Origin of the sequence: Streptomyces clavifer (genome assembly GCF_036345975.1) — a bacterium.
GTDB lineage: Bacteria > Actinomycetota > Actinomycetes > Streptomycetales > Streptomycetaceae > Streptomyces > Streptomyces clavifer.
Genome location: NZ_CP107793.1, coordinates 3,598,431 through 3,619,277 on the forward strand (window position 1 = coordinate 3,598,431; position 20,847 = coordinate 3,619,277).

The following is a 20,847-nucleotide window of genomic DNA, read 5'->3' on the forward strand; positions in this document are numbered from 1 at the left end:
GCGCGCCTGCCCCGGGCCCCTCGGCCCGTCCGTCACACCTCTACCGCTTACCCACCGCTCCCAGGGGGACCGCCTGCCGCAACCGGGCACAGCGCGGACAGCGCAGGAGCCGCCCGGGACCGATACGGCCGGACCCGAGCTGCTGCATCGGGAACGACGAGGTAGCAAAAACGTGCCCTTCGGCACAACGGACGACGGTGCGCTCCATCGACTCCATCAAGTCCCTTCCCCAACCAAGCCTCGCGACGAAACCGCCACATTAGGGGATGAACAGGGCGCCACCGCACCCGGCGCTCCGCGCACCCACGCTACGCCCTCAACTCCCCGCCCCCACAACCGCGTCCACGCCCCGGAACGCCGACCCGACCCCACGGCGAACGCACCGGGGGCCTGCGATGGGGTAGAGTGAGCGGCGTCGCACTGCCGATCATCGGCGCGCTTCGCGGGTGTAGTTTAATGGTAGAACATGAGCTTCCCAAGCTCAGAGCGCGAGTTCGATTCTCGTCACCCGCTCTTTCACGAACCCCCAGGTCATCGACCTGGGGGTTCGTTGTTGCCCAGACTTCCCCCTGCGTCGCGCACCACCTGCGCACCACTTGACCCGTGTTCTCGTAGGCTCGGGCGAGTACCGCTGCGGTGGCGGCCACGGCCTGGCGGAGTTCGGCCCGCGCAACGACCTCGACATCCCCCCGAGCCTCAGCAACTCGCAGCAGGCGTGCTCCATGCCCTCGACTGGGATGACCGCCTCGACCCATCATTCGTCACCGCGGGCGGTCGCGGTGGAGCCGAAGGCCCTCACCACCGCAAGGGCAACGTTGCCGAGCAAGCGCCGGCATTCCCAAGGAGAAAGGCGGACGGCGGCTGTGCCGATATAGCAGCGGGCCTGGAAGTCATCGAGGTAGGAGACCCGGTACACGCCCAGGTCGAAGTCCTGCGGCCGGTTGAACCGCTCGTCGCCCAGCATGGGGAGGGAACCGAAGAACCCTTCGGTCCCCTCCCACGTCCGGTCAGAGCCAGGAGTCCCAGATGCCGTACGCCGTCGATCGGGTCACGGCCTCGACGCCCGAGGCGTCGAGCCGTACGACGCGGTAGTAGTACAGGCCGAGCCGGTCCTCGTGCACCGTGGTGTCCATGTAGAACGCGGCGTCACCCATCGCGCCCTCCGCCAGGGCGACGTAGGCGGCAGTGACGGGGTCCCAGCGCTCCACGCGGTAGCTCGCGAACCGGGAACAGTCCCCGAGTCCGGAGCTTTCGGAGCAGCCGACGTACAGATCCGGGTACTGGCCCTCACGGACCTCGGTCTCCGTCCAGCCCGGCGGCTGGGTGTCGGGCAGGGTGACCGAGACCTCGGCGGGGTGGAGGACGCCGAGTGGATCGTCGCGGTGGTCGTCCATCGCGGCCACCTTGTAGACGTGGGTGGTGCCGTCCGGCACTGTCGGGCAGAGGATTTCGGTCCTGGTCAGGGAGCTGCCGGTCCAGCAGTTGTTCTTCCAGACCGTCTCACCGCTGTCCGGGTCGGTGACGCCCTGCCACGCGCGGTAGCCGGAGACATCGGTGTCGGCGGGCGGCGTCCAGGTCAGCCGGACGCCGAGCGGGACTCGTTCCGCGGTCAGGTCCTGGACCATGGCGGGACGCTGGGTGTCCGGGGTGGTCTCCGTGGCGGGCGGACCGGCCTGCGACACATGTCCGTACCGGTCGGTCGTCACGACTCGGTACTCGTACGTCGTCTCCGACTTGCCCGAGACGTCCCAGCAGCTGCCGTTGACCTGTTTGCGGGCGGACAGAGGAGCATCGTCGTCCGCCCAGGTCCAGTACGTGTCCGGGTCATCCAGCGGCTGGTCCACTGAGCTGTTCGGCTTGCACTGGTCCACGATGTCGGTCTCGCCGGTCGCGGTGTCGGTCCGGACGATCTTGTACGTGGGAAGAGGCCGCTCGTCGACGGTCCACGGGTCGACGCTGCTCCACTCGACCATCACACCCTCGTCGAACCTGTTGGCAGTGGTCTTGAACGCGGAGATTGCCTCCGGACGGTCGGCCAACTTCAGAGTGATCTCCACCGGCGCGGCAGGGTTGCCCCTGGCGTCCAGCGAGCGCACCGCGTACCGGTAGCTGTCGGCGACGGCGGCCGACTGGCGCGGCACGACGTCGGTCCGGGTGGTGGGGCTCCCGTCGGGAAGAACGTCGGTGTAGCCGCCGGTCGCCGGGTCGTACTGGAGGACCTGGTATGAGGCGGCCCCGGCGACGGGCGACCACACCAGATGCGGAACGCCCGACCGGTACTCGGCGCGGAGCCCCGTGACGGCGGCGGGCGGGGTCAGGTCGGGGGTGGTGAACGTCGTGGCGGCCGAGTACGCCGACCAATTCCCGGCGGCGTCCCGGGCCCGCCCCCGGTAGGTGACCTTGCTGCCGGTGTCGCAGATGGCACCCTTGGTGCCGGAGTAGATGGTGCTCCAGCTCTTCGCGGTGGCGTCGAGCCGCTGCATCTCGTACCGGGCGATGTCGGCGGCATTCTGTGCGGTGGTGACCAGCTCCGGTGCCGCGTAGGGCTGGTCGGCCGGGCAGGCATCCCATTCGACGAAGGGCGCGGCGGGCGGCGTCCTGTCGACGGTGGTGACGAGCTTGTCGGAGCTGCCGCCGGATACATTGCCCGCCTTGTCGACGGCCCGCACCTCGTAGTAGTAGGCCGCTCCGGTCTTGGGCAGCGCGCTGTCGGTGTACGACGTGGCGGTGGTCGTCGCGAGCTGCTTGCCGTACGTCGCGCCCTTCAGCCGCCGGTAGACCCGGTAGTTCGCCAGGTCCATCTCCTTGCTCCTGGTCCAGGTGAGCTTGGCGGCGCCGGTGGCGGAGTTGTACGAGACGGCCGTGCCAGTCGGGATGAGGGGCTTGACCTTGTCGTAGGCGGCGGAGGTGCGTGGCGTATAGGCGAACCTGACGTTCGCGGAACCTGTCCAGTTGACGAAGTCGAAGCGGATCGTGTGCTTGCCCGCGGGGATCGTCACGTCGACCGTCTTCTTGACGGTGGCGGAGACGTTCTTCCATACGTCGATCTTGCGGACGCCATCGACATAGACGCGCATTCCGTCCAGGGCGGAGGCCGTGAACGTGAAGGGGCCACCGGAGCCGAAGTCGCGCGTCACCGACCAACGCACGCCGAAGTTGTTGGACGGCACGCCGGAGACAGGGGCTCCGCTGCCCCAGTTCTGGTCGATCGTGGAATCGCAGTCCGTCTTCTTCGGCGTGCCCGAGAACGTCGTGTTCGCGAAGAACTGCCGTGTGAAGACGGGGGAAGTACAGTTCACCGCCGCGGAAGCAGGTACGGCGGTGGCGTAGAGCACTCCGCCTGCCGTGGCCAGAGCCAAGGCGGTGGCGGTCGTGCGTCTGGCTGGGTTCATCAAGTCCTTCAGTCCTGTTCGGCGGCCGATGTCGGTCAGACGTCGCCGAACAAGACAGACAAGAGGGCCGGTTGGTTGTACGGGCCTCAGCCGTAAGAGCTCAGACGCTGGGGCACGGTCTTCGTAGCGACTCCCGTGCCCCATCCGTGCCCAGCAGAGCGGACAACAGCGGTCAGGTGCGGTTCCCAGAGACCGTAGCCATACACCCCGCCTGACGGGAAAATGCAGGTCAGAACCCCTTCAACGACCCAAGAACCGTTGATTCCCAAGCTCAGAGCGCGAGTTCGATTCTCGTCACCCGCTCCATATGAAAGCCCCTGGCCGACGGCCAGGGGCTTTTTCGTCTGGGTCACCTTGGATGCGTCCGGTCGGCTTCGGTGGCCTCTCCTTGGATGATCGACGTATGGCATCACAGCCCAGTCTTTCTGATCTCCGCCGTGCCAAGTTCGCCCGGCGCCTACCCGCAGCGCTCTCCGAGCTTGCCGGCCCCGAGCACGGCACGGTGAGCCTGCCACGTCACCTGGCATGGTCGGGACTGACCACGTTCGACCTCGACCAGCCCCGGCTGCGGATGAGCTACTACCGCATCGTGTTGGCCGAGGGCCAGCACGACGACCTGGCCCGGTACCTCAACCGCGGCCTCCTCGTCAGCTTGTGGCCCACACTGCGCACACTGATCAGCCGTGATGTCCGTGAAGTCTGGGAACGCTCCTTCGAAGAGCTGGCTCACAGCGCCCAGGCTGCTGCGTGAACCTCACCGACCTGCACCGTCGCCTGCTTGTAGACGTGCTCGCCGTAGGCGGTGCATACCCTCTGGCGCTTACTGGTGGCTACACGGTCCAGGCGCACGGCCTGATCGACCGGCTCAGCCCTCCTGAACCGGACAGGCCCGACGGCCTGTTCGAGACGACCCCATGAGGCGCCTCCGACACGTCGCAGGTCCCTCGGGCTGTCCTGCCTGAAGTGGGTGCACCGGGCCCGCTGCGGCCGAACGGAGTGTCCGCCGTCATCGCGTGTCCCGGTGGAACGCATGGAGGGGCCCTGGTGCCGTACGGCACCAGGGCCCCGAAGGAACTGCTACACCATCTGCCGGCCCCTGTGCTGCGCCGGCCTTCTGTTTCCGCAGCCCCGACCTGAACTCAGTCGGGGGTACGAGGATCGCGGTTGCTTGACCGGAGACCACCTCACTATCGATGTCCTGCGGTACCCGGGCCCAGTCATTCCGCCCGGGCGATCCTGATGGCGCGCCCCTCCGTTCTTCCCTCTTGATCAACTGCTTGCCCCAGCAGCCACTTCGCACTGCTGGTCCTACGAACTGCTTGTCCTCGTCACAGCACCACTCTCCGGCAGCCAGCCCCGTCGCCCGTCCTGCATCCACTCCGGCTTGGAACCCCACTGCCGAACCTCCCGGTACGCGCGCCCGCAGCCGACGCCTTTACCGGGGAACCACTGACAACCGCACTGCTGGTACTGGGAACCGCGTGTACTGAACTGCTACTGCTGAACTGCGGTCCTGCTCGTGGCGGCCCCTGATCACTGCGGGCCACCCGGTCCGGTCGTCAGCCCCGTCGCCGTCCTTCACCTACCGACAAACATGGCTTCGGAACTCCACCACCGCACCGTCCTGCGCACTGCAACTGCTGTACTGCTGCCCGGCAGTTCGTCTCTGCCGGGCCCTGCTCGATCTCGGCTACGAGAGAAACAATAACCACCACACCATCCAATGTCTACTCTGCCTGCCATAGATTTCCAGTTACTAGCCAGAGAGATAGTCGATGTCGGTCCCGGAGGGGCGCGAGCAGTCCTCCCCGTCGAGTGCGGCTCCTCCGACCAGCACCGATGTGCCCGGCCCCATGCGGCGAACAACGTCCTGACCGCTTCGGTGCTCGACGGGAAGGGCCCGAAGCGCCCGGATCGGCGGCGACGCCGGTCGGTCGGTTCAACGAAGGCGCCGCGTACCGGCGTGGTGCCGGGGGGAGGCATCGGCTGTGCCCCGGGCTTCGCGGAGGCCGGGGGTGTTGGCTTCGACGGCGTCGTACCAGTTCCCGTAGAGGCCGGCGAAGTACGGCGCGGACATGCCGTGCAGCAGGATGCTGAGGCCGATCGTGACCGCGATGACCTGCCCCAGGACAGCGACTCCGGGCACGTGGTCCTCGACCAGGAGGAGTCCGAGAGTTACCGAGGCCAGGCCGCGGGGGCCGAACCAGCCGATGTAGGCGAGTGTGGGCAGGCGCATGCCGGTGCCGATCAGGGCGAGGGCCACGGGGAGCATCCTGACGACCGTCAGGCTGAGGACGGCGTACGTGAGGGTGCGCCAGTTCAGGTGCTCGAGGACCGGGCCGAGCAGGACGGCTCCGAAGACCAGGAAGCTCAGGGTTCCCAGCAGCCCGCCCACGTATTCGGCCAGGTCGGCAGGCCGCTCCCCGTCCGGCCGGCCCTTCGCCGGCCGGCCCTTGTGCAGAGCCGCACCGAAGGCGAAGCCGCCCATCCAGGTGGCGATGAATCCGCTTCCGTCCACGCCGGTGGCCACACCGTACGCGCAGAAGGCCACTGCCAGGACGACCACCTGCTGCCATTCGCCCGTTGCCCAGTCCCGGGCCCGGGCGAGGACCAGCAGGCGCCCTCCCGCCCAGCCGAGGACCAGGCCCACCGCGGTGCTCACGATCAGGGCCCGCCAGAAGACGCCGTCCGCGCCTTCCTCCGAGGCGAGCGTGCCGGGGACCGCGGCGAGGAACAAGAGGAAGAAGGGCAGGACCAGGCCGTCGTTCAGCCCGCTCTCGACATTGAGCCCGTGGCGTACGAGGACCGGTACACGGGGGCTGGAGGCTGCGGTCTTGCCGAGCGCCGCGTCGGTCGGGGCGAGGACGGCGCCGAGCAGCGCGAACTCCCACATGGTCAGGCCGGGAAACAGGGGCACGGCCAGCAGCCAGCCCGCTGCGATGCTCAGCGGCAGGCCGATGACCAGCAGTCGCAGGGGTAGGAAGCCGTCCGTGCGCAGGTCCCTGCTGCGCACCGTCATGGCGTCGGTGAACAGCAGGAGTGCCAGTGCGGCCTCGATCAGTGTCAGGACGGGGCCTGCGTCACGCCCCAGGTCGAGCACGTCCAGCCCGACCGGACCGATGAGCACGCCGAAGCCGGTGAACACCATGGGGGCTGACACAGGCGTCGTGCTCAGGCGGCGCGAGAACAGCGCGTAGCCGACGGTGACGGCTGCGACTGCGGCTCCGGTCCAGGCGCTGCCACCACTCATACCGTCCCACTCCTCCTGGTGCGGCCACACGCGAAGCCGACACCGGGGGGTGGAAGGGAACGTGCTGCACGAACCCGCTCTGCGTACTTCCCCCCGCCCAAAGGACGCACCGGCGGCAGCCCGCCGCCCGGGGCACACCTTCGGGCGTCGTGACGACGGGAGAGTCAGTCTGGCGCGGTGCCTGATCCGGAACGCGGCATCGACACGCGTACGGAGCCGGATCCGCCACCATCGCCCGGAGCCCAGGGCCCGAACGGGCGGTGATGCGGGCCGATCAGGTGCCGGTCGGCTGTGAGGAGCCTGCGGCCGCCCACCGCTTCCGGCCCGCAGTTCACATCACTCGCCGGCCGGCCGCCAGGGGACCCGGGCGGGGCAGTTGCTGCGCCGGGGCGGCCCACGTCGGCTGCGTTGCCCCGGTGGCGCGGCACGAGCCGCGCGGTGCGTGCGGGAGAGCCCTCCTCACCGCACGGGGAAACCGAAGGAGTACCCCTGCTCCTTCAGCCAGGGCAGGATCTGGCGCAGTGCTGCCAGGGTCTGCGACCGGTCCCCTCCCGCGTCGTGGAAGAGGACGGTGGGCCCGTTGGCAATCTCCCTTTTGACGGTGGCCACCATGGTGTCCACACCAGGATGCTCGAAGTCCTTGGTGTCGACGTTCCAGCCCAGCGGCCGCATCCCGCGGGACGCGGCGAGCTGGCGGCTGTACGGGGTGAACGCACCGCCCGGGGCCCGGTAGTACTGCGACCGGACGCCGCCGGACGCCTTGGTGATCATGCGTTCCGCATCCAGGATCTGCTGGGACTGGTAGGCCTCGGACCGGGTGTCCATGGTGGTGTCGTGCGAGACGGTGTGGTTGCACAGCCGGTGCCCGTCCGCGACGACCGCCTTGACCAGGTCCGGGTGTGCCTGGGCCTGCGTACCCACCATGCAGAACGTGGCCTTCACACCGCTGTCCTTCAGCAGTTGCAGCACCTGCGGCGTCCAGTCCGGGTCCGGTCCGTCGTCGATGGTGATGTTGACGCCCCGGGCACCGCGGTCCGAGGCGTGCGCGATGTCCACCGCCACGGGCCGGGCGTCGGGCGCCGAGACCCGCGCTTGCGGCTGCCGCCCTCCGGTGATGTCTGCCTGCGCGGTCCACATCGAGGTGGCGGCGGCCACCACTGTCACCCCGAGCGCCGCCGCGAGAAGACGGCCGTTCCATCCCCTTCCCTTGTGCCTTGCCATGTCCGCCCGCCCCTTTGCCGTCTCCGCTGATGCCGTCCGCTCATGAAGACATGCGAACGCCCGTACGCGCTGCCTCGGTTACCGATCACGGACACATCTGAAGGCGGTCGGCGACAAATCCAGGTGTCACAGGACAGGTACGCCGTGTCGGTGCGCACGTGTCGGTGCGCACGTGTCGGTGCGCACGTGTCGGTGCGCACGTGTCGGTTTCCGCCGCACGGAACAGAGTTGTCCTGGATCCACAAGCGGAGCGCCGCGCGATCCCGGGCCGGGGTCGCGGGGCGGCTGGCAGAATGCGGCGCCGACGAGGTATTCGAGGCTTCCTGTCAACGGGGGACATGCGCCATGACGACACACGCTGCGCGGGAGCAGCAGGTCCGGGAGCCCGCTGCCGGGCAGACACGGCGGCGCAGCACCGGTGCGCGGGCTCTCATGCTCATGGCCACGGCTCTCGTTGCCGGGGCCACCGGAGTCGCGGGCACCCTGCTCCACCAGAACGTCACCGCGCCGGACACGTCCGCCGTCGACGCTCAGGCCGCCGCGCTCGCCCAGGACATACGCGGCGACCTGACGACAGGCTTCGCGTCGCCAGGCCGTACGTACGGGGGGCAGTTCACCGAGGGCACGATCGTCGCCCAGGTGGTGGCACACGGCGGAGCCCTGCTGAGGGCAGGCCCGGAGCAGGGGCGGTCCGGAGGCCACGTCCACACGGCCGAGGTGATGCTGGGGCTGCTGCCACCCGGCACGGGCACCGTCGACCCGGACGCCTATCCGGTCCGCTGCTACCGCTACACCTTCGGTTTCGGCGCGCACAGCGTGAAGCAGTCCACGATGCCGTGCCCCGCCTCACGGATCGACGGCAATCCCGGGAGTCCGGCGGCGCAGATGGGCGTGCTGCTCGCGCATCGGCCTTCCGGGACGTATGTGTACCGGCAGATGGCGACCGCAGGTTACGCCCACACCCCGCAGGGCGTCACGGACCTGCTGAAGGACGAGGGGCTGGTAGCCGCCGGCGACGACGTGCGCATGGCCTCCGCCAGGGCCGGCGGCGATGACGTCCACGTCTTCGCGCTGCGCATCGACGACGCATGCCATTACCTGCGCATGGACTCCTCGCCCTCCGCGGCGCGACTGGTACCGCTGTGGCTCGCCCCGGCCGATGAGCAGGAGGCCTGTGGCGTGAAGCAGGCGCTGGCCGCCGCGACCCTGTACGGAATCGACCCCGCCAAGGCGGGGTGACCGCGCGCAGCCGGACGCTCGGCGAATCAGGCGCGTGCCCACGCAGAACGCCCGGCTGGGGGAATCCAGCCGGGCGTCTGGCGGAGCGTCTGGCGGCAGCCGCCTCACCAGCGGGTCGCACACCCTCTCCCATGCGCCGTCGGGAGAGGGCTCGGGCCTCCGCGTGGCCCTGGAGCTGCCGTCAGGTCAGATCGTCGGGGTGTCGTCGACGATCTCCTTGTGCGGCTCGACGACGAACTTCCAGCCCTCGCTGGGCTCCAGGAACCGTACGCGGGTCGGGTAGATGTCCATGGCCCGTCGGTCGCGGTTCTGGCTGCTCGTGCCCTTCCGTGCGCGGGCCGGCTCCTCGTACAGGTCGACCTTGACGTCAGGCACCGCGGCGACTTCCTCGCTCCAGCGCTGAACGACCCCCGCACCGAACGCGTCCCGCGCGGCGGAGTAGAGCGCCTCCAGGGACTCCTTGTTGCCGTTGGGCACGAAGAGGGCAAGGTTCAGGAGGACGCCGGCACTCTGCAGCACCTCGATCGCCTCTCCCGCCTTGTCGGCGATCCAGATCCCGCCCTCTTCGGCGTTCTCCGGGAGGACGTGGACCTCTTCGCCGAAGACCGTCCTCGCGACGAAGGAACCTCCCTCGAAGTCCTTGCCCGGCGCCGTGAGGAAAGCCGGGGCATAGCAGTCGAGAGGAAGGCCATCCACCCCTGCCGAGACGAAAATACTGTCCTGGAGGCCCAAGCCTGCAATTTCCTCGGCCGTAAGACGTCGAGCCGTAACCTTCTCGGTATTCACGCCATTCCCCTTATACTCGCGGCGTCCTGTGAATTCATTAGTACTCTACCACGAAATGGATCAACTCCTTCCCATTGCACACGTCTTCACTCTCGCGACACCGTCGGTCACTCCTCCGCGCATTTCCCTGCGGAAGAGCAATGGACGATGCCTTCCGCATCACCGGCGAAATGTGACACTCGTGGGAGAAATGTTGCGATATCCAGAATATGCCGCCCCGCTTCGGCGTTGTTCGCGGCAATCGGATCCGGACCCGTAATCGGCCCGGACCCGGGAAGGGATGAATCGAGGAAGGACGGGGGACGAGGTCCGCAGACAAGCTGCGGAGACCCTCGAGGAGGAAGGAGTGCGGCTGCCATGCCCTCCTCCGCCGGAGGTGAGGGCTGCAGCGGAAGGGCTGGAGCGGGCTCCGGGCCGAACCCGCCCCGCTGACGACACACCACCCGGCAGGTCCTGCGAGCGGAACAGCCGTGCCGTCCGGGCGTCGGAACATTCCCGCCACAGGAAGGGGTGGCGCGCTGCCGCCCGGCGCTCTGGAGTACGACGGTTTCCATGCCCTTCGGGAGAGAGAGAAGAACCCCCCTTCCCACTCGTAGCAGCCAGTCGTTCGACGCTGTTCACCGGCACGGCGCGACAGAGATGCAATTCACAGGTGCCGCGTGGACCGAGCCGCACTGCCGGACGACTCGATAAAGGCCGTAGGCCTGATTGCGGACACCACCACGGGCGCAGTCGGACAACCCTGCGACGGTTCGCCGTGCGGGCCCCTGACACGTCGATATCAGGGTGCACGGTTACTCTTTGCGGGCCGCCGCTCGGGTGCGCGTCCGCGCCTTTCTGCCGCCGCTGCGCAGCGATTTCACGGCGCTTCTGCACAGGGGCGCGGGCCGGACGGCGACCGCGCCGGAGCCGGGCCCTCCCGGGTGTTTCCCGCCCGGCCGGGGCGGCCGCCACGCAGAGTGGTCCGTATGACCACACCCGCAGAGCTGCTCCGCGCCTTCGCCCGTACCCGCGCCTCGCTCGACGGCCGGGAGGTCACGTACTGGTGGTCGGGCGACGTGTACTCCTGGGCCCCCGACGAGCCCTACCGAAAGATCTTCGGCTTCGAGGGGCTCAACGTCTCCCGCCTCGTCCAGGACGAGGAAGCCGGTCCCGATGCCTACCGACTGCTGTCCCGTGAGGCCGCCTTCTACCTGGACCCCACCGACCGCGAGATCCTGGAGACGTGGCAGGGCCTACCGGTGGTGCACGTCTGGAACGACCCGGCGAACCAGAGGTGGCGCCCCTTCCCGATCCCGACGACCGAGCTGGGCGGAAAGGTCTGCTTCAGCCTGGAGATCCCGCTCGCCTACCCCTCGCCGCTGCCGGTGGCCGAGTATCCCGCTCACTCGGCCGGTGACACGTACAGGGCGCTTGAGCTCTTCCAGTTCTTCGCCGACCGTGGTGACCTGGCAGGCCCGGCTCCCAGTGTCCCGGCCACCATGTCGTGGACCCGGATGTCCCCATGGCTGCCGTGGATGGCCCGCGGTCAGCAGCCGGGCGGGCTGACCTTCCACTGCCGGGGCCACAAGCTCGGTTCGTACGCGGAGGTCCCGGCGCGCACCCGTGCCCACATCGCCGGGCACCACCCGGAGTTCGCTCATGCCCCGGACGGGTGGAGCGAGCCGAACGAGACCAGCTGGACGTACTGGCGCGGGCTCAACCCGCCGCGATAGCCTCCGGCTTTCTCCCTCGTCCCAGGCCCTTCCGGAGCGGGGCACCGGGCCGCTCAGGGGCCGTCAGGGGGGCGTGTCGCCCCGCTCCGCGTGCGCCTCGAGCAGCTCCGGCAGGTCCTTGATCCGGTCGAGGCCCTTCACGGCGCGGGCCGTGCGGTGGTTGGCGGCGAGTCGGGTGCGGTGACGGTGGAGGAAGGCCCAGTAGCCGGCGGTGTAGGGGCAGGCGTGGTCGCCGGTGCGGTCGGTGGGGCGGTAGGCGCAGGGGCCGCACAGGTCGCTCATCCTGTGGATGTAGGCGCCGCCGGACGTGTACGGCTTGGTGGTCATGAGACCGCCGTCGGCGTACTGGGACATACCGACGACATTCGGGAGCATCACCCAGTCGTAGCCGTCGACGAAGCAGCGGTGGAACCAGTCGGTGACGGCCTCCGGGTCCCAGCCGTCCTGAAGGGCGCGGCTGCCGAGCACCATCAGGCGGGGGATGTGGTGGGTCCAGCCGGTGTCCCGCACCTGGGCGAGGACGGTGGACAGGCAGTTGGCGGTGACCGCGTCGGCGTCCAGGTCGAGGAACCAGTCGGGCAGGGGGGTGGTGTGCCGCAGTGCGTTGCGGTGGCGGTAGTCCTCGCCGAAGTGCCAGTAGAGGTGCCAGACGTACTCGCGCCAGCCGGCGATCTGCCGGACGAAGCCCTCGACGCTGTTGAGGGGCGCGTCGCCGGCCCGATAGGCGTGCACCGCGCGTTCCACGCATTCGGCCGGGTCCAGGAGACCGAGGTTCAGGGGTGCGGACAGCAGGCTGTGGCTCATCACCGGGTCGGCCGCGAGCACGGCGTCCTCGTGGCGGCCGAAGTCCGGGAGGCGGTGGGTGATGAAGCGGCGCAGCGCGGACAGCGCCTCCCGCCGGGTGGCGGGGAAGCGCCTGGGCCCGTCGCGGCCGACGAAGGAGACGTCGCCGTCGCGTTCCCAGCGGTCGAGATCGTGGCGGACCTCCTCGTCGATGTCGTCCTCGCGCGGCTGCCAGGGGCCCCGGACGTCGAGGGTTTCCTTTCCGCGCGGCGGGGGTTCACGATTGTCGTGGTCGAGGTTCCACCGCCCGCCCACCGGCCCGTCCCCGTCCATCAGGAGATCGTGCCGTCCGCGCACCCAGCGGTAGAAGCCCTCCATCCGCAGGCTCTGCCCGCTGCCGCGTCCGGCCCACTCGGCGAAGTCGTCGTGGCTCACCATGAAGCCCCGCGCCCCCAGGACCTCCACGCCCGGCTGCGCACGGACGAAGTCCAGTGCGCGGCGCGAGGTGGGATGGCAGACGGTCAGCCGGTCACCGGCACCGCGCTCCTGCGAGGGTCCCGCATCCCCGTCGTGGGAGTCCGGGCGGTGGGGGGCCGGGTGGCCGAGGGCCTGCTCCAGACCCTCGGCATACGTCTCGGCCCGTACATAGGTGATCCGGTCGCCGAGCTCGGCGGCTCGGTGCCGCATCGCCGAGAGCACCAGATGGGCCTTGGCACGGTGGAACCGGCGCCTGCGCAGCACCGAGCGCGCCTCGATCATGACCAAGGGCGACTTTGCGTCGGGGCCGCCGTGGCGCGGGTCGATGAAATGCGGACCGAGCTGGTCCCCGAACAGCCAGTGGGGGCGTGGCGCCATGGGTTCCGCCTCTCACGGCCGTCGCCTCGTGCGCGTACGGCCCCGTGGGGGCGGGGCGACCGGGACGAGGGCGAGTCGAAGGTGCCGGCGCAGCAGCCGGGTACGCGGCCGGCGCCCCGCGCCGTGCCGCACAGTGACCACCGGGCCGCCGCGCGACCGATGCTGCCAGCCCCTCGGCGCATCCGTACGCCGACACTCCGTCGGACCGGTCCGGGGAGAGCTCCGGCACGTTCCCCCGGGCAAGCCCCCGCTGCGGCGGTGTGCCGGGCCGATTCCTCGCCCGCCTTCCGGGTGCTTCCGCGTAGGGTCGGACAGTACGCGGCGGCCTCCCCTCCCGGTGGGAGGCGGGCGCCCCGGCCGCGGCGGGAACAGGAGCAGTGCCGTGAACGATCGTCCGACCGGCTCCTCCCCGGGAGGGCCCGAGCAGCCGGCGCTGTTCGAATGGGAGGACACCCTGCCCGCCTCCCTGCCGGACGGCGGCGGATTCCGGGACGGCCCGCAGGCACGACGCATGCTGGACATCCGCGAGGTGTACGCCGAACCCGCCGCGCTCGCCTCCCCTCGCGGCCGGCAGATCATGGCGCGGCTGCCGGGCGTCCCCGTCACCGAAGTGGCCGGCCACTGGCGCATCCCCTCCCTGCACGGTAACGACGGCAACGTCGCCCGCTGGACCCGCGTCAAGACCGAGACCCTGGTCCTGGGTGTCCGGCAGACGCTCACGACCCGCCCCAACGGCAGGTCGGCGGACTGGATCGCCCCCGGTGCCTCCAACGGCTGCGCCATGGCCTGCGCCTACTGCTACGTCCCGCGCCGCAAGGGCTACGCCAACCCGATCACGCTGTTCACGAACATCGGGGCGATCGTCGCCCATGTCCGGCGGCACGTGCAGGCCCAGGGCCCCAAACGGGAGCCCAATCAGTGCGACCCGCAGTCGTGGGTGTACGACATCGGCGAGAACGGCGACTGCTCCGTCGACGCCCTGGTCAGCGACAACACGGCCGACCTGATCGCCGCGTTCCGCGGGCTGCCCACCGCCAAGGCGTCGTTCGCCACCAAGTTCGTCAACCCGGACCTGCTCGCACTGGATCCGCGAGGCCGTACCCGGGTGCGGTTCTCGGTGATGCCCACGAGCGACTCCCGTCTGCTGGACATCCGCACCAGCCCGGTCACGGACCGGATCGCCGCCGCGGCGGACTTCCTCGACGCGGGTTACGAGGTCCACTTCAACCTCTCACCGGTGGTGCTGCGCCCCGGCTGGCAGCGGGACTGGGCCGACCTGCTCGTCCACCTCGACGACGTCCTCCCCGACCGGGTGAAGCGGCAGGCGGCCGCTGAGATCATCATGCTGACCCACAACCAGCAGCTCCACGAGGTCAACCTCGGCTGGCATCCCCGGGCCGAGGAGGTCCTGTGGCAGCCTGCCGCCCAGGAGACCAAGCGCTCGGAGAACGGGGCCCTCAACGTCCGCTACGCCCGCGAGGTCAAGCACACCGCCCTCGTCCAGCTGCGGGAGCTGATCGCGGTCCACGCACCGTGGCTGCGCATCAGGTACGCGTTCTGAACATCCGCACCTCAGGGGCGTGGCGTCCCCCGGTCGGGGGTGCGCGGCCATGAACACCACGGTCGGGGGTTCGTCACCACCGGGCGCGGAGCGGGGGCCGGGACCCTGCTGCCGTGGACCAGCTCGGGGTGGTCCCGGACCGCGATCCCGGACGTCGCGGGGAGCCGGGGGGACCGGGTCGGGGCAGGTCCGCTGCCGTGCGTCGCGAGGCGGCGGAGGGAGGCCCGGCGGAGCCGTGGCCGCCGGGCGACACCGGCCCCGGCGCCGCGCCGGCCCGCCGCAGTGGTTCTGCGGCGGGCGTCGTCCGCCGTCACGAGACCGATGCGGTGAGGCGTCGCAGTGCGGCTCGGGCCGGCGGGCCCCAGGTGGGCTTGCCTCCGGGGCGGCCGTGGACACCGGCGTCCCCGATGTGGATGCCGCCGAGGGCGCGCAGCACCGCCCAGCCGCGAGCCCGGCGCAGGGTCGCGGCGTCCGGGGCCGGCCGGTAGGTCGCGTGGAAGAGGTCGGTGGCGCCGTCGGGCAGCAGGATCCAGGCCGCGGCCAGGTCGCAGGCCGGGTCGCCGGCGAAGAGGTCGCCGAAGTCGATCACGCCGCAGAAGGTGCCGTTCGCCGTCAGGACGTTGGCCGGGTGCAGGTCGCCGTGGAGCCAGACCGCCGGGCCCGACCATTCGGGTGCGGCGGCGGCGTCCTCCCAGACCGCGCGGACGGCCTCCGGGTCGGGGATCAGCCCGCGTTCGGCGGCCGAGGCGAGCCCGTGGGTGAATTGTTCGGCGGTGTCGGCCAGCGGGCCCCCGCGGTCCCGGCCCGAGGGCGCCCCGTCGGGGGCGGGGCGGTGGAGGGCGGTCAGGAAGTCGGCCAGGGCGACGGCCGCCTCCGGGGCACGGGTGGCGGGGGCGCGGTCGGCGGGCTCGCCCGGTACCCAGGTGGTGACGATCCAGGTCCGCGGAAACCGTGCGGACGGCTCGCAGAGGCGCTGCGGGACGGGGACCGGCAGGGGAAGGTGCGGGGCGAGGGCGGGCAGCCAGGCGTGTTCCTTGCGCAGCAGCTCGTCCGCGGACCGGGTGGCCCAGGGCAGCCGGACGGCGAGGTCGTCGCCGAGCCGCCACACCTGGTTGTCCCAGCCACGTGCGCCGAGTTTCACCGGCCGGTCCGCCAGGTCGGGGTGCTGCTCGCGCAGCAGGTCCCGGACCAGGTCCTCGGTGATCTCCGTCTCGGTGGTCGTCATGGGACACCACGGTAGTGGGGTGTGGCCCGCCCCGGCTTCCGCTCGAGCGGGGTGTGGCCCACCACGGCTTCCGCCCGCTCAGCTCGGACCCGGTGTGCCCGTCCTGGTACGTCGGTGGAGGACGGCCAGCCGTACGGCGTGGGCCAGGCAGGCGACCGCCAGGACGGGCAGCACGACCAGGGCCGGGTTCACCCAGGCCGGCACCAGGTCGTAGCCCGCATGGCATCTGTCGTGGAGCGGGAACCACTGCGTGTACTCGTCGAAGTTCGCCCTGCGGTAGGCCCGGTCGTAGGTCTGGCCGTCCGCGTGGCACGCCTCCTCCGGGTCCAGGCTTCCGCCGGCCAGGGAACCGCCGAGGTAGGTGAGGCCCGTGGCCACCACGAGCAGAACGGCCGTCCCGGCGAACCAGCCGGTGCTGTGCCGCCACCGGCCGGCCGCCAGGGACCGGCCCCAGAACCAGAGTCCGGGGCCGGTCAGCACCACGAACAGCAGCAGGAGGAGAAGGAGACCCATGGACTAACTCTGCACGCTCTTCCCGCCGGCCCGGCTCGCCGCCCGCTTCGCGGCCTTCTCCTGGTAGGTGCGCAGGTTCTTCCGGTACTGCGCGGCCAGGCTGTTCTCCAGTCCGATCAGGGAGAGCTGCCGGTCGGTGAAACCCTGGCAGAAGTCGTCGAACTTGGCCGAACCGCCGGGCAGCAGGATGTAGTCCCCGGGCAGCACGGCGCCGGCCGCCGAGATGAGCGCGAAGCGGGCCGGGCTGATCTTGGAGTCGCTCGCACCGTAGAGCAGCTTGCTGCAGGACGACTTGGCGTTGCCGGCGGTCTGCCAGCGCCGGTCGAAGTGGGAACGGAAGCGGGTCAGCGCGCCCCCGTTGTTGTAGTGGGAGACCACCCAGTCGGCGATGTTCCCGTTCCCCGCGACGTGCTTCGCCAGGAGGTAGCCGTCGACGTCCTCGATCATGTCCGTGTAGCCGAAGCTGGACACGGTGCCGGGGATGGCGAGCTTGGCCCGGCAGAACGTGAGAGGGGAGGCGTACTCCTCCTCCGAGTTCCGCCAGTCAGCCCAGAAGGTCATGATGTCGCCGCCCCAGCCGGCCACGTCGCCGCCGGTCGCGTCCCCCTTGTCGTCCGGGTCGGAGTTGACCAGGAAGCCGTTGGCGGTGGCCATCAGATGGGCCGCGTCGAGGACGTAGCCGGTGACCGTGTCGGTGAAGGAGTCCGTCACGGACTCGCCCCGGGCGTTGCAGTACGCCACGAAGTCACCGTCGTAGCTGCCCGCCAGCCACCACCAGTCCAGGCCCTCGTACTTCTCGTGCCGGATGTACTCCATCACCAGCCGGCTGGCGTTGGTGTCCACGTCGTTCGCCGACTTGTACGCGAGGGCGTGGTCGTAGAGCCGGCGCACGTACGCGATGAAGGCGTCGGCGGGTCCGGCCGGCCGGTTCACGGAGTTGCTGCCCGGCTCGCTGTTGCGCCGCCAGACGTCCCGGTCCAGGTCGAAGACGTCCGAGCCGTTGGTGACCTGGAACTCCTTGATCTGGTTGATCGCCCAGTTCGGCGGCAGGGAGTAGCCGAGGTTCCCCGAGAAGCCCCAGGACATGCCGGAGACGAAGGAGAAGCGGGCTCCGGTCTTCTTGGTGACGTTGATACAGACGTTGCGGGAGCCGTAGACACCGTGGAAGTACTTCTTGCCTCGGTTGGCCAGGCCCGCCACCACCCCGTTGAAGTAGGCGATGATCCCCTGGGGCGAGCCGTCGATCTCCCACTGCTGGGCGTCGTAGTCGACCGCGAAGTACAGGGTGGTGCCCCGGTTGAAGCCGTACTGGCTGGCCAGATCGTGGGCGTTGAGCGCGTGCTGGTAGCCCTGGCCGTACGTGAAGTCGGGCAACTGCCGCGCGTTGTCCTGGTAGATGGGGAAGACGCGCAGCCCCGCGTCGAAGATGGTCTGCAGCTCGCCCGGCTTGATCTCCTTGTCGAGGGTCGATCCCGGCGGGTCGTACAGGTAGCGGCCGACGAGGCGGTAGTCGTGGTCGTAGAGCCAGCGGGCGCGCGACGCGGTGATCTCGAAGCGGGTGTCGGAACCGGTGGCCTCGCGGTCCGCGTTGCCCATCGACACCAGCAGCTGGGACCAGGTGTCGTACTCGCCCACGCCGTAGTTGGCGTCGCCGCTCCCGTACAGCTGCGAGAAGGCCTGGAAGACCTCGACGAACTCCTTGGTCTTGCTGTCGAAGCTGCTCTTGAAGGTGGTGCGGACCTCGATGTCGTCCTGGCCCTTCACGATCACGGGCTCGTTGAAGACACAGGCGGCGGTGAAGAGCTCGACGAAGATGCCGGAATCGCCCTCGCGGAGGGTGTGCGAGCGCAGTCCGGCCTGGGTGCCGGGTCCGAAGTTGCCGTTGGGCGTGAGCCCCAGCTCGTACTGGATGGCGATCACGAGGGCCTTCTGCACGTCACGGGAGTAGATCCCGTCGGCGGGCCCGATGTTGTAGGCGCTGCGCAGCCAGTAGCGGCCGTTGAGCCACCGCTGGATGTCACGGATCTTGTCGGTTCCGCCGGCCACGACGACGTACGCGTCCATGTTGAGGATGCACTTGAAGAGCGCCGGCGTGACGGTGCCGCCAGCCGTGCCCATGCCGCCGTCGGGCAGGCCCATGTCGACGCGGATCGCCTTGACCGCCTCGGTGGTGACGGCACCGAATTCGCCGTACCCGTTCGCGCCCCAGTAGCCCTTGCAGAACAGGCCGTGCTGGATGATGCGGACGATGTTCGCGTTCTGGCTCCAGCCGAACCCGATGTCACCGAGCGCCGCGAGCCGGGACAGGGTGGTCGGCCCGAAGCTCGCGACGAGCGGCGAGATGCCGAGCTCGTGCTGGAGCCCCATCACCAGGGCGTACATGGTGGACCAGCCCGTCTGGCCGTTCTCCGGGCAGCGGACGTATCCGCTCACTGCGCCGTAGGTGGAGTTGACCCACTTCTGGGCCTCCAGGACCTTGTCGTCGGCCATGCCCGGCCTTCCTCTCGTGCGCGTGCGGCTGACGTGCCGCTGAGGGAGACAGTCCGGCCGACCTGCGGCGCCGGTCACGGTTCAGGCCGGAGGGACCGTCGGGAGAACCCTAGGGACGCGCGCTCTCCCCGATCTCTCCGTCCGGGGGCGACGCAGGGCCGCGCGCATCGGGGACGGGTACGCCCTCCGCCCGCCCGGTTCCACCTGGACGCGGCCGTCCTCCGCCCCGTCGCCGCCGGCAACACCTGCCCGCCCGGCTCGCGCTCGTACTCGCTGGGGGCCTCGCCCTGGACCGGAGGGCCGCGCCGCCCCTCGGAACGGCACGAGCCGGGGACGCGTACGGGAAGGAGTGGTCCCGTGCGCGTCCCCGGCCGGGGTGCGGTTGTGTCGTGAAGCCGTTGAGCCGTGCGGCCGTTCAGGCGTTGAGGCGTTGAGGCGTTGAGGCGTTGAGGCGTTACGGGACGAGCCGGAGGAGCTTGTTCGGGGAGCCGGTTCCGATGCCCGTGAGGACGTTGGAGGTCGCGCCGTTCACCAGGGCCGCGCCCACGGCCGCCGGGGAGGCGCCCGGGTGGTTGGTCAGGTAGACCGCCGCGGCGCCGGCGACGTGCGGGGCGGCGAAGGAGGTGCCGTTGCCGGTGTAGGTGGCGCTGTCCGAGGTGTTCCAGCCGGCCGTGATGGCGGAGCCCGGCGCGAAGATGTCGACCACGGGGCCGTAGTTCGAGTAGGTGGCCCGGGCGTCGGTCCGGGTGCTGGCGCCGACCGTGAGCGCGGTGTCGACGCGGGCGGGTGAGTAACCGGACGCCAGGGCACCCGAGTTGCCGGCCGCGATGGCGTACGTGACACCGGAGGCGATCGACCGGCGCACCGCGTTGTCCAGGGTGGTGCTGGCGCCGCCGCCGAGCGACACGTTCGCGACGGAGGACGCGACGTGGTTGGCGGTGATCCAGTCGACGCCGGCGATGACCCCGGCGGTGGTGCCGGAGCCGTCGTTCCCGAGGACGCGCACAGCGACGATCTTCGCCTTCTTCGCCACGCCGTACGTGGTTCCGGCGACGGTCGTGGCGACGTGGGTGCCGTGCCCGGCACCGTCCTGCGCCGTGGCGTCGTTGTCGACGAAGTCGTAGCCGTACGAGGCCCTTCCGGCGATCTCCTGGTGGGTGATGCGCACCCCGGTGTCGAGGACGTACACGGTCGTGCCGCCGCCCCCGGAGTCCGGGTAGGTGTACGTGCCGCTCAGCGGGAGGTTCGTCTGGTCGATCCGGTCGAGGCCCCAGGGCGCGTTGCTCTGGGTGGCGGTCGAGTGGACCTTCTGGTCCTGCTCGACCGAGGCGACCGCCGGGTCGGCGGCGAGCCGCGCGGCCCCGGCGCTGCTGAGGGTGGCGGCGTAGCCGTTCAGCGCCGCCGTGTAGGTGCGCTCGACCTTCCCGCCGTAGCCGGATATCAGCTTCCTGCCCTGGGCCGCGGAGGCCGTGAACCCGGCCGTCTGCTTCAGCGTGACGATGTAGCTTCCGGGGACCGCCTCGGCCGTCCCGGCGTGCAGGATCCTGCCCTCGGGCTGGGCCGCCTGGGCGGGTAAGGCCGCGCCCGCTCCGACTGCCAGTGCCACAGTCGTCGCGGTGGCGATCGCTGCGGCGATCCGCCGCTTGGTGGTGCGCAGTGCTGCCATGGAGAGGTTCTCCTCGAACGGTGGCGCGCCAGGGGTTCACGCGCCGACGGGGGCGGCGTACGGGGATTCGTTCGCCGCGTCCGACGATGGCGGGGCGTGTTCGGGCAGGGCAAGGGGTCGCGAGATGCTGTCATGGCCGCGCCATGTTGGT

General features: G+C 70.2%; 14 protein-coding genes and 1 tRNA gene. 5 read left to right on the top strand and 10 right to left on the bottom strand.

Going from position 1 to position 20,847, the window contains the following annotated elements; genetic code table 11:
• The first annotated feature begins 442 nt into the window (after positions 1-442).
• Positions 443-513, top strand: a tRNA-Gly gene (locus tag OG927_RS15515).
• Positions 514-754: 241 nt separating this feature from the next.
• Here the strand turns inward: OG927_RS15515 and OG927_RS15520 are convergent.
• The gene (locus OG927_RS15520; RefSeq protein WP_330320317.1) at positions 755-964 is read right to left on the bottom strand and encodes a hypothetical protein; all 210 of its coding nucleotides are present in this window, start codon (positions 962-964) and stop codon (positions 755-757) included.
• Between the two features lie 43 nt (positions 965-1,007).
• Positions 1,008-3,392, bottom strand: a complete 2,385-nt coding sequence (locus OG927_RS15525) for a PA14 domain-containing protein (RefSeq protein ID WP_330320318.1) — start codon at positions 3,390-3,392, stop codon at positions 1,008-1,010.
• Positions 3,393-3,795: 403 nt separating this feature from the next.
• Here OG927_RS15525 and OG927_RS15530 point away from each other — a divergent pair, with 403 nt between their 5' ends.
• A complete protein-coding gene (locus tag OG927_RS15530) occupies positions 3,796-4,143 on the top strand; it encodes a transcriptional regulator (RefSeq protein WP_124281925.1) in 348 nt (115 codons plus the stop codon).
• Between the two features lie 1,188 nt (positions 4,144-5,331).
• Here OG927_RS15530 and OG927_RS15535 read toward each other — a convergent pair.
• Together OG927_RS15535 and OG927_RS15540 are read right to left on the bottom strand one after the other, a co-directional pair.
• Positions 5,332-6,642 carry a cation:proton antiporter gene (locus OG927_RS15535; protein WP_330320319.1) on the bottom strand — a complete coding sequence of 437 codons (1,311 nt, stop codon included), beginning with the start codon at positions 6,640-6,642 and terminating at the stop codon, positions 5,332-5,334.
• Between the two features lie 459 nt (positions 6,643-7,101).
• Positions 7,102-7,863: a polysaccharide deacetylase family protein gene (locus tag OG927_RS15540; protein ID WP_056793287.1), complete on the bottom strand. Its 762-nt coding sequence runs from the start codon at positions 7,861-7,863 to the stop codon at positions 7,102-7,104.
• Positions 7,864-8,208: 345 nt separating this feature from the next.
• On the opposite strand from OG927_RS15540, the gene OG927_RS15545 reads away from it, so the two are divergent.
• Entirely contained in the window at positions 8,209-9,102 is an 894-nt protein-coding gene (locus tag OG927_RS15545; RefSeq protein WP_330320320.1) for a hypothetical protein, read from the top strand.
• Between the two features lie 186 nt (positions 9,103-9,288).
• On the opposite strand, the gene OG927_RS15550 is transcribed toward OG927_RS15545, so the two are convergent.
• Positions 9,289-9,888 carry a hypothetical protein gene (locus OG927_RS15550; protein WP_056793285.1) on the bottom strand — a complete coding sequence of 200 codons (600 nt, stop codon included), beginning with the start codon at positions 9,886-9,888 and terminating at the stop codon, positions 9,289-9,291.
• Between the two features lie 968 nt (positions 9,889-10,856).
• Between OG927_RS15550 and OG927_RS15555 the strand changes: the two genes are divergently transcribed.
• Positions 10,857-11,603 (top strand): DUF1838 family protein, encoded by a 747-nt coding sequence (locus OG927_RS15555; protein ID WP_056793284.1) that lies wholly within the window; start codon positions 10,857-10,859, stop codon positions 11,601-11,603.
• A gap of 63 nt (positions 11,604-11,666) precedes the next feature.
• On the opposite strand, the gene OG927_RS15560 is transcribed toward OG927_RS15555, so the two are convergent.
• Positions 11,667-13,241 (bottom strand): cryptochrome/photolyase family protein, encoded by a 1,575-nt coding sequence (locus OG927_RS15560; protein ID WP_330320321.1) that lies wholly within the window; start codon positions 13,239-13,241, stop codon positions 11,667-11,669.
• A gap of 382 nt (positions 13,242-13,623) precedes the next feature.
• On the opposite strand from OG927_RS15560, the gene OG927_RS15565 reads away from it, so the two are divergent.
• Positions 13,624-14,802: a spore photoproduct lyase family protein gene (locus OG927_RS15565; protein WP_330320322.1), complete on the top strand. Its 1,179-nt coding sequence runs from the start codon at positions 13,624-13,626 to the stop codon at positions 14,800-14,802.
• Between the two features lie 310 nt (positions 14,803-15,112).
• Here the strand turns inward: OG927_RS15565 and OG927_RS15570 are convergent, their stop codons facing one another.
• From OG927_RS15570 to OG927_RS15585, 4 genes are all read right to left on the bottom strand, one after another.
• Entirely contained in the window at positions 15,113-16,027 is a 915-nt protein-coding gene (locus OG927_RS15570; RefSeq protein WP_056793281.1) for an aminoglycoside phosphotransferase family protein, read from the bottom strand.
• Positions 16,028-16,105: 78 nt separating this feature from the next.
• Positions 16,106-16,540 carry a hypothetical protein gene (locus OG927_RS15575; protein ID WP_056793280.1) on the bottom strand — a complete coding sequence of 145 codons (435 nt, stop codon included), beginning with the start codon at positions 16,538-16,540 and terminating at the stop codon, positions 16,106-16,108.
• Positions 16,541-16,543: 3 nt separating this feature from the next.
• Positions 16,544-19,030, bottom strand: coding sequence for a glycoside hydrolase domain-containing protein (locus tag OG927_RS15580; RefSeq protein WP_330320323.1), 2,487 nt, complete (start codon positions 19,028-19,030; stop codon positions 16,544-16,546).
• 454 nt (positions 19,031-19,484) lie between these two features.
• Positions 19,485-20,696: a S8 family peptidase gene (locus OG927_RS15585; RefSeq protein WP_330320324.1), complete on the bottom strand. Its 1,212-nt coding sequence runs from the start codon at positions 20,694-20,696 to the stop codon at positions 19,485-19,487.
• Between the last annotated feature and the right edge of the window lie 151 nt (positions 20,697-20,847).

Bases quoted from the DNA above. Each gene is read 5' to 3' on its own strand.
- OG927_RS15520 (WP_330320317.1), bottom strand. From the start codon at position 964: ATGCTGGGCGACGAGCGGTTCAACCGGCCGCAGGACTTCGACCTGGGC.
- OG927_RS15525 (WP_330320318.1), bottom strand. From the start codon at position 3,392: ATGAACCCAGCCAGACGCACGACCGCCACCGCCTTGGCTCTGGCCACG.
- OG927_RS15530 (WP_124281925.1), top strand. From the start codon at position 3,796: ATGGCATCACAGCCCAGTCTTTCTGATCTCCGCCGTGCCAAGTTCGCC.
- OG927_RS15535 (WP_330320319.1), bottom strand. From the start codon at position 6,642: ATGAGTGGTGGCAGCGCCTGGACCGGAGCCGCAGTCGCAGCCGTCACC.
- OG927_RS15540 (WP_056793287.1), bottom strand. From the start codon at position 7,863: ATGGCAAGGCACAAGGGAAGGGGATGGAACGGCCGTCTTCTCGCGGCG.
- OG927_RS15545 (WP_330320320.1), top strand. From the start codon at position 8,209: ATGACGACACACGCTGCGCGGGAGCAGCAGGTCCGGGAGCCCGCTGCC.
- OG927_RS15555 (WP_056793284.1), top strand. From the start codon at position 10,857: ATGACCACACCCGCAGAGCTGCTCCGCGCCTTCGCCCGTACCCGCGCC.
- OG927_RS15560 (WP_330320321.1), bottom strand. From the start codon at position 13,241: ATGGCGCCACGCCCCCACTGGCTGTTCGGGGACCAGCTCGGTCCGCAT.
- OG927_RS15570 (WP_056793281.1), bottom strand. From the start codon at position 16,027: ATGACGACCACCGAGACGGAGATCACCGAGGACCTGGTCCGGGACCTG.
- OG927_RS15575 (WP_056793280.1), bottom strand. From the start codon at position 16,540: ATGGGTCTCCTTCTCCTCCTGCTGCTGTTCGTGGTGCTGACCGGCCCC.
- OG927_RS15580 (WP_330320323.1), bottom strand. From the start codon at position 19,030: ATGGCCGACGACAAGGTCCTGGAGGCCCAGAAGTGGGTCAACTCCACC.
- OG927_RS15585 (WP_330320324.1), bottom strand. From the start codon at position 20,696: ATGGCAGCACTGCGCACCACCAAGCGGCGGATCGCCGCAGCGATCGCC.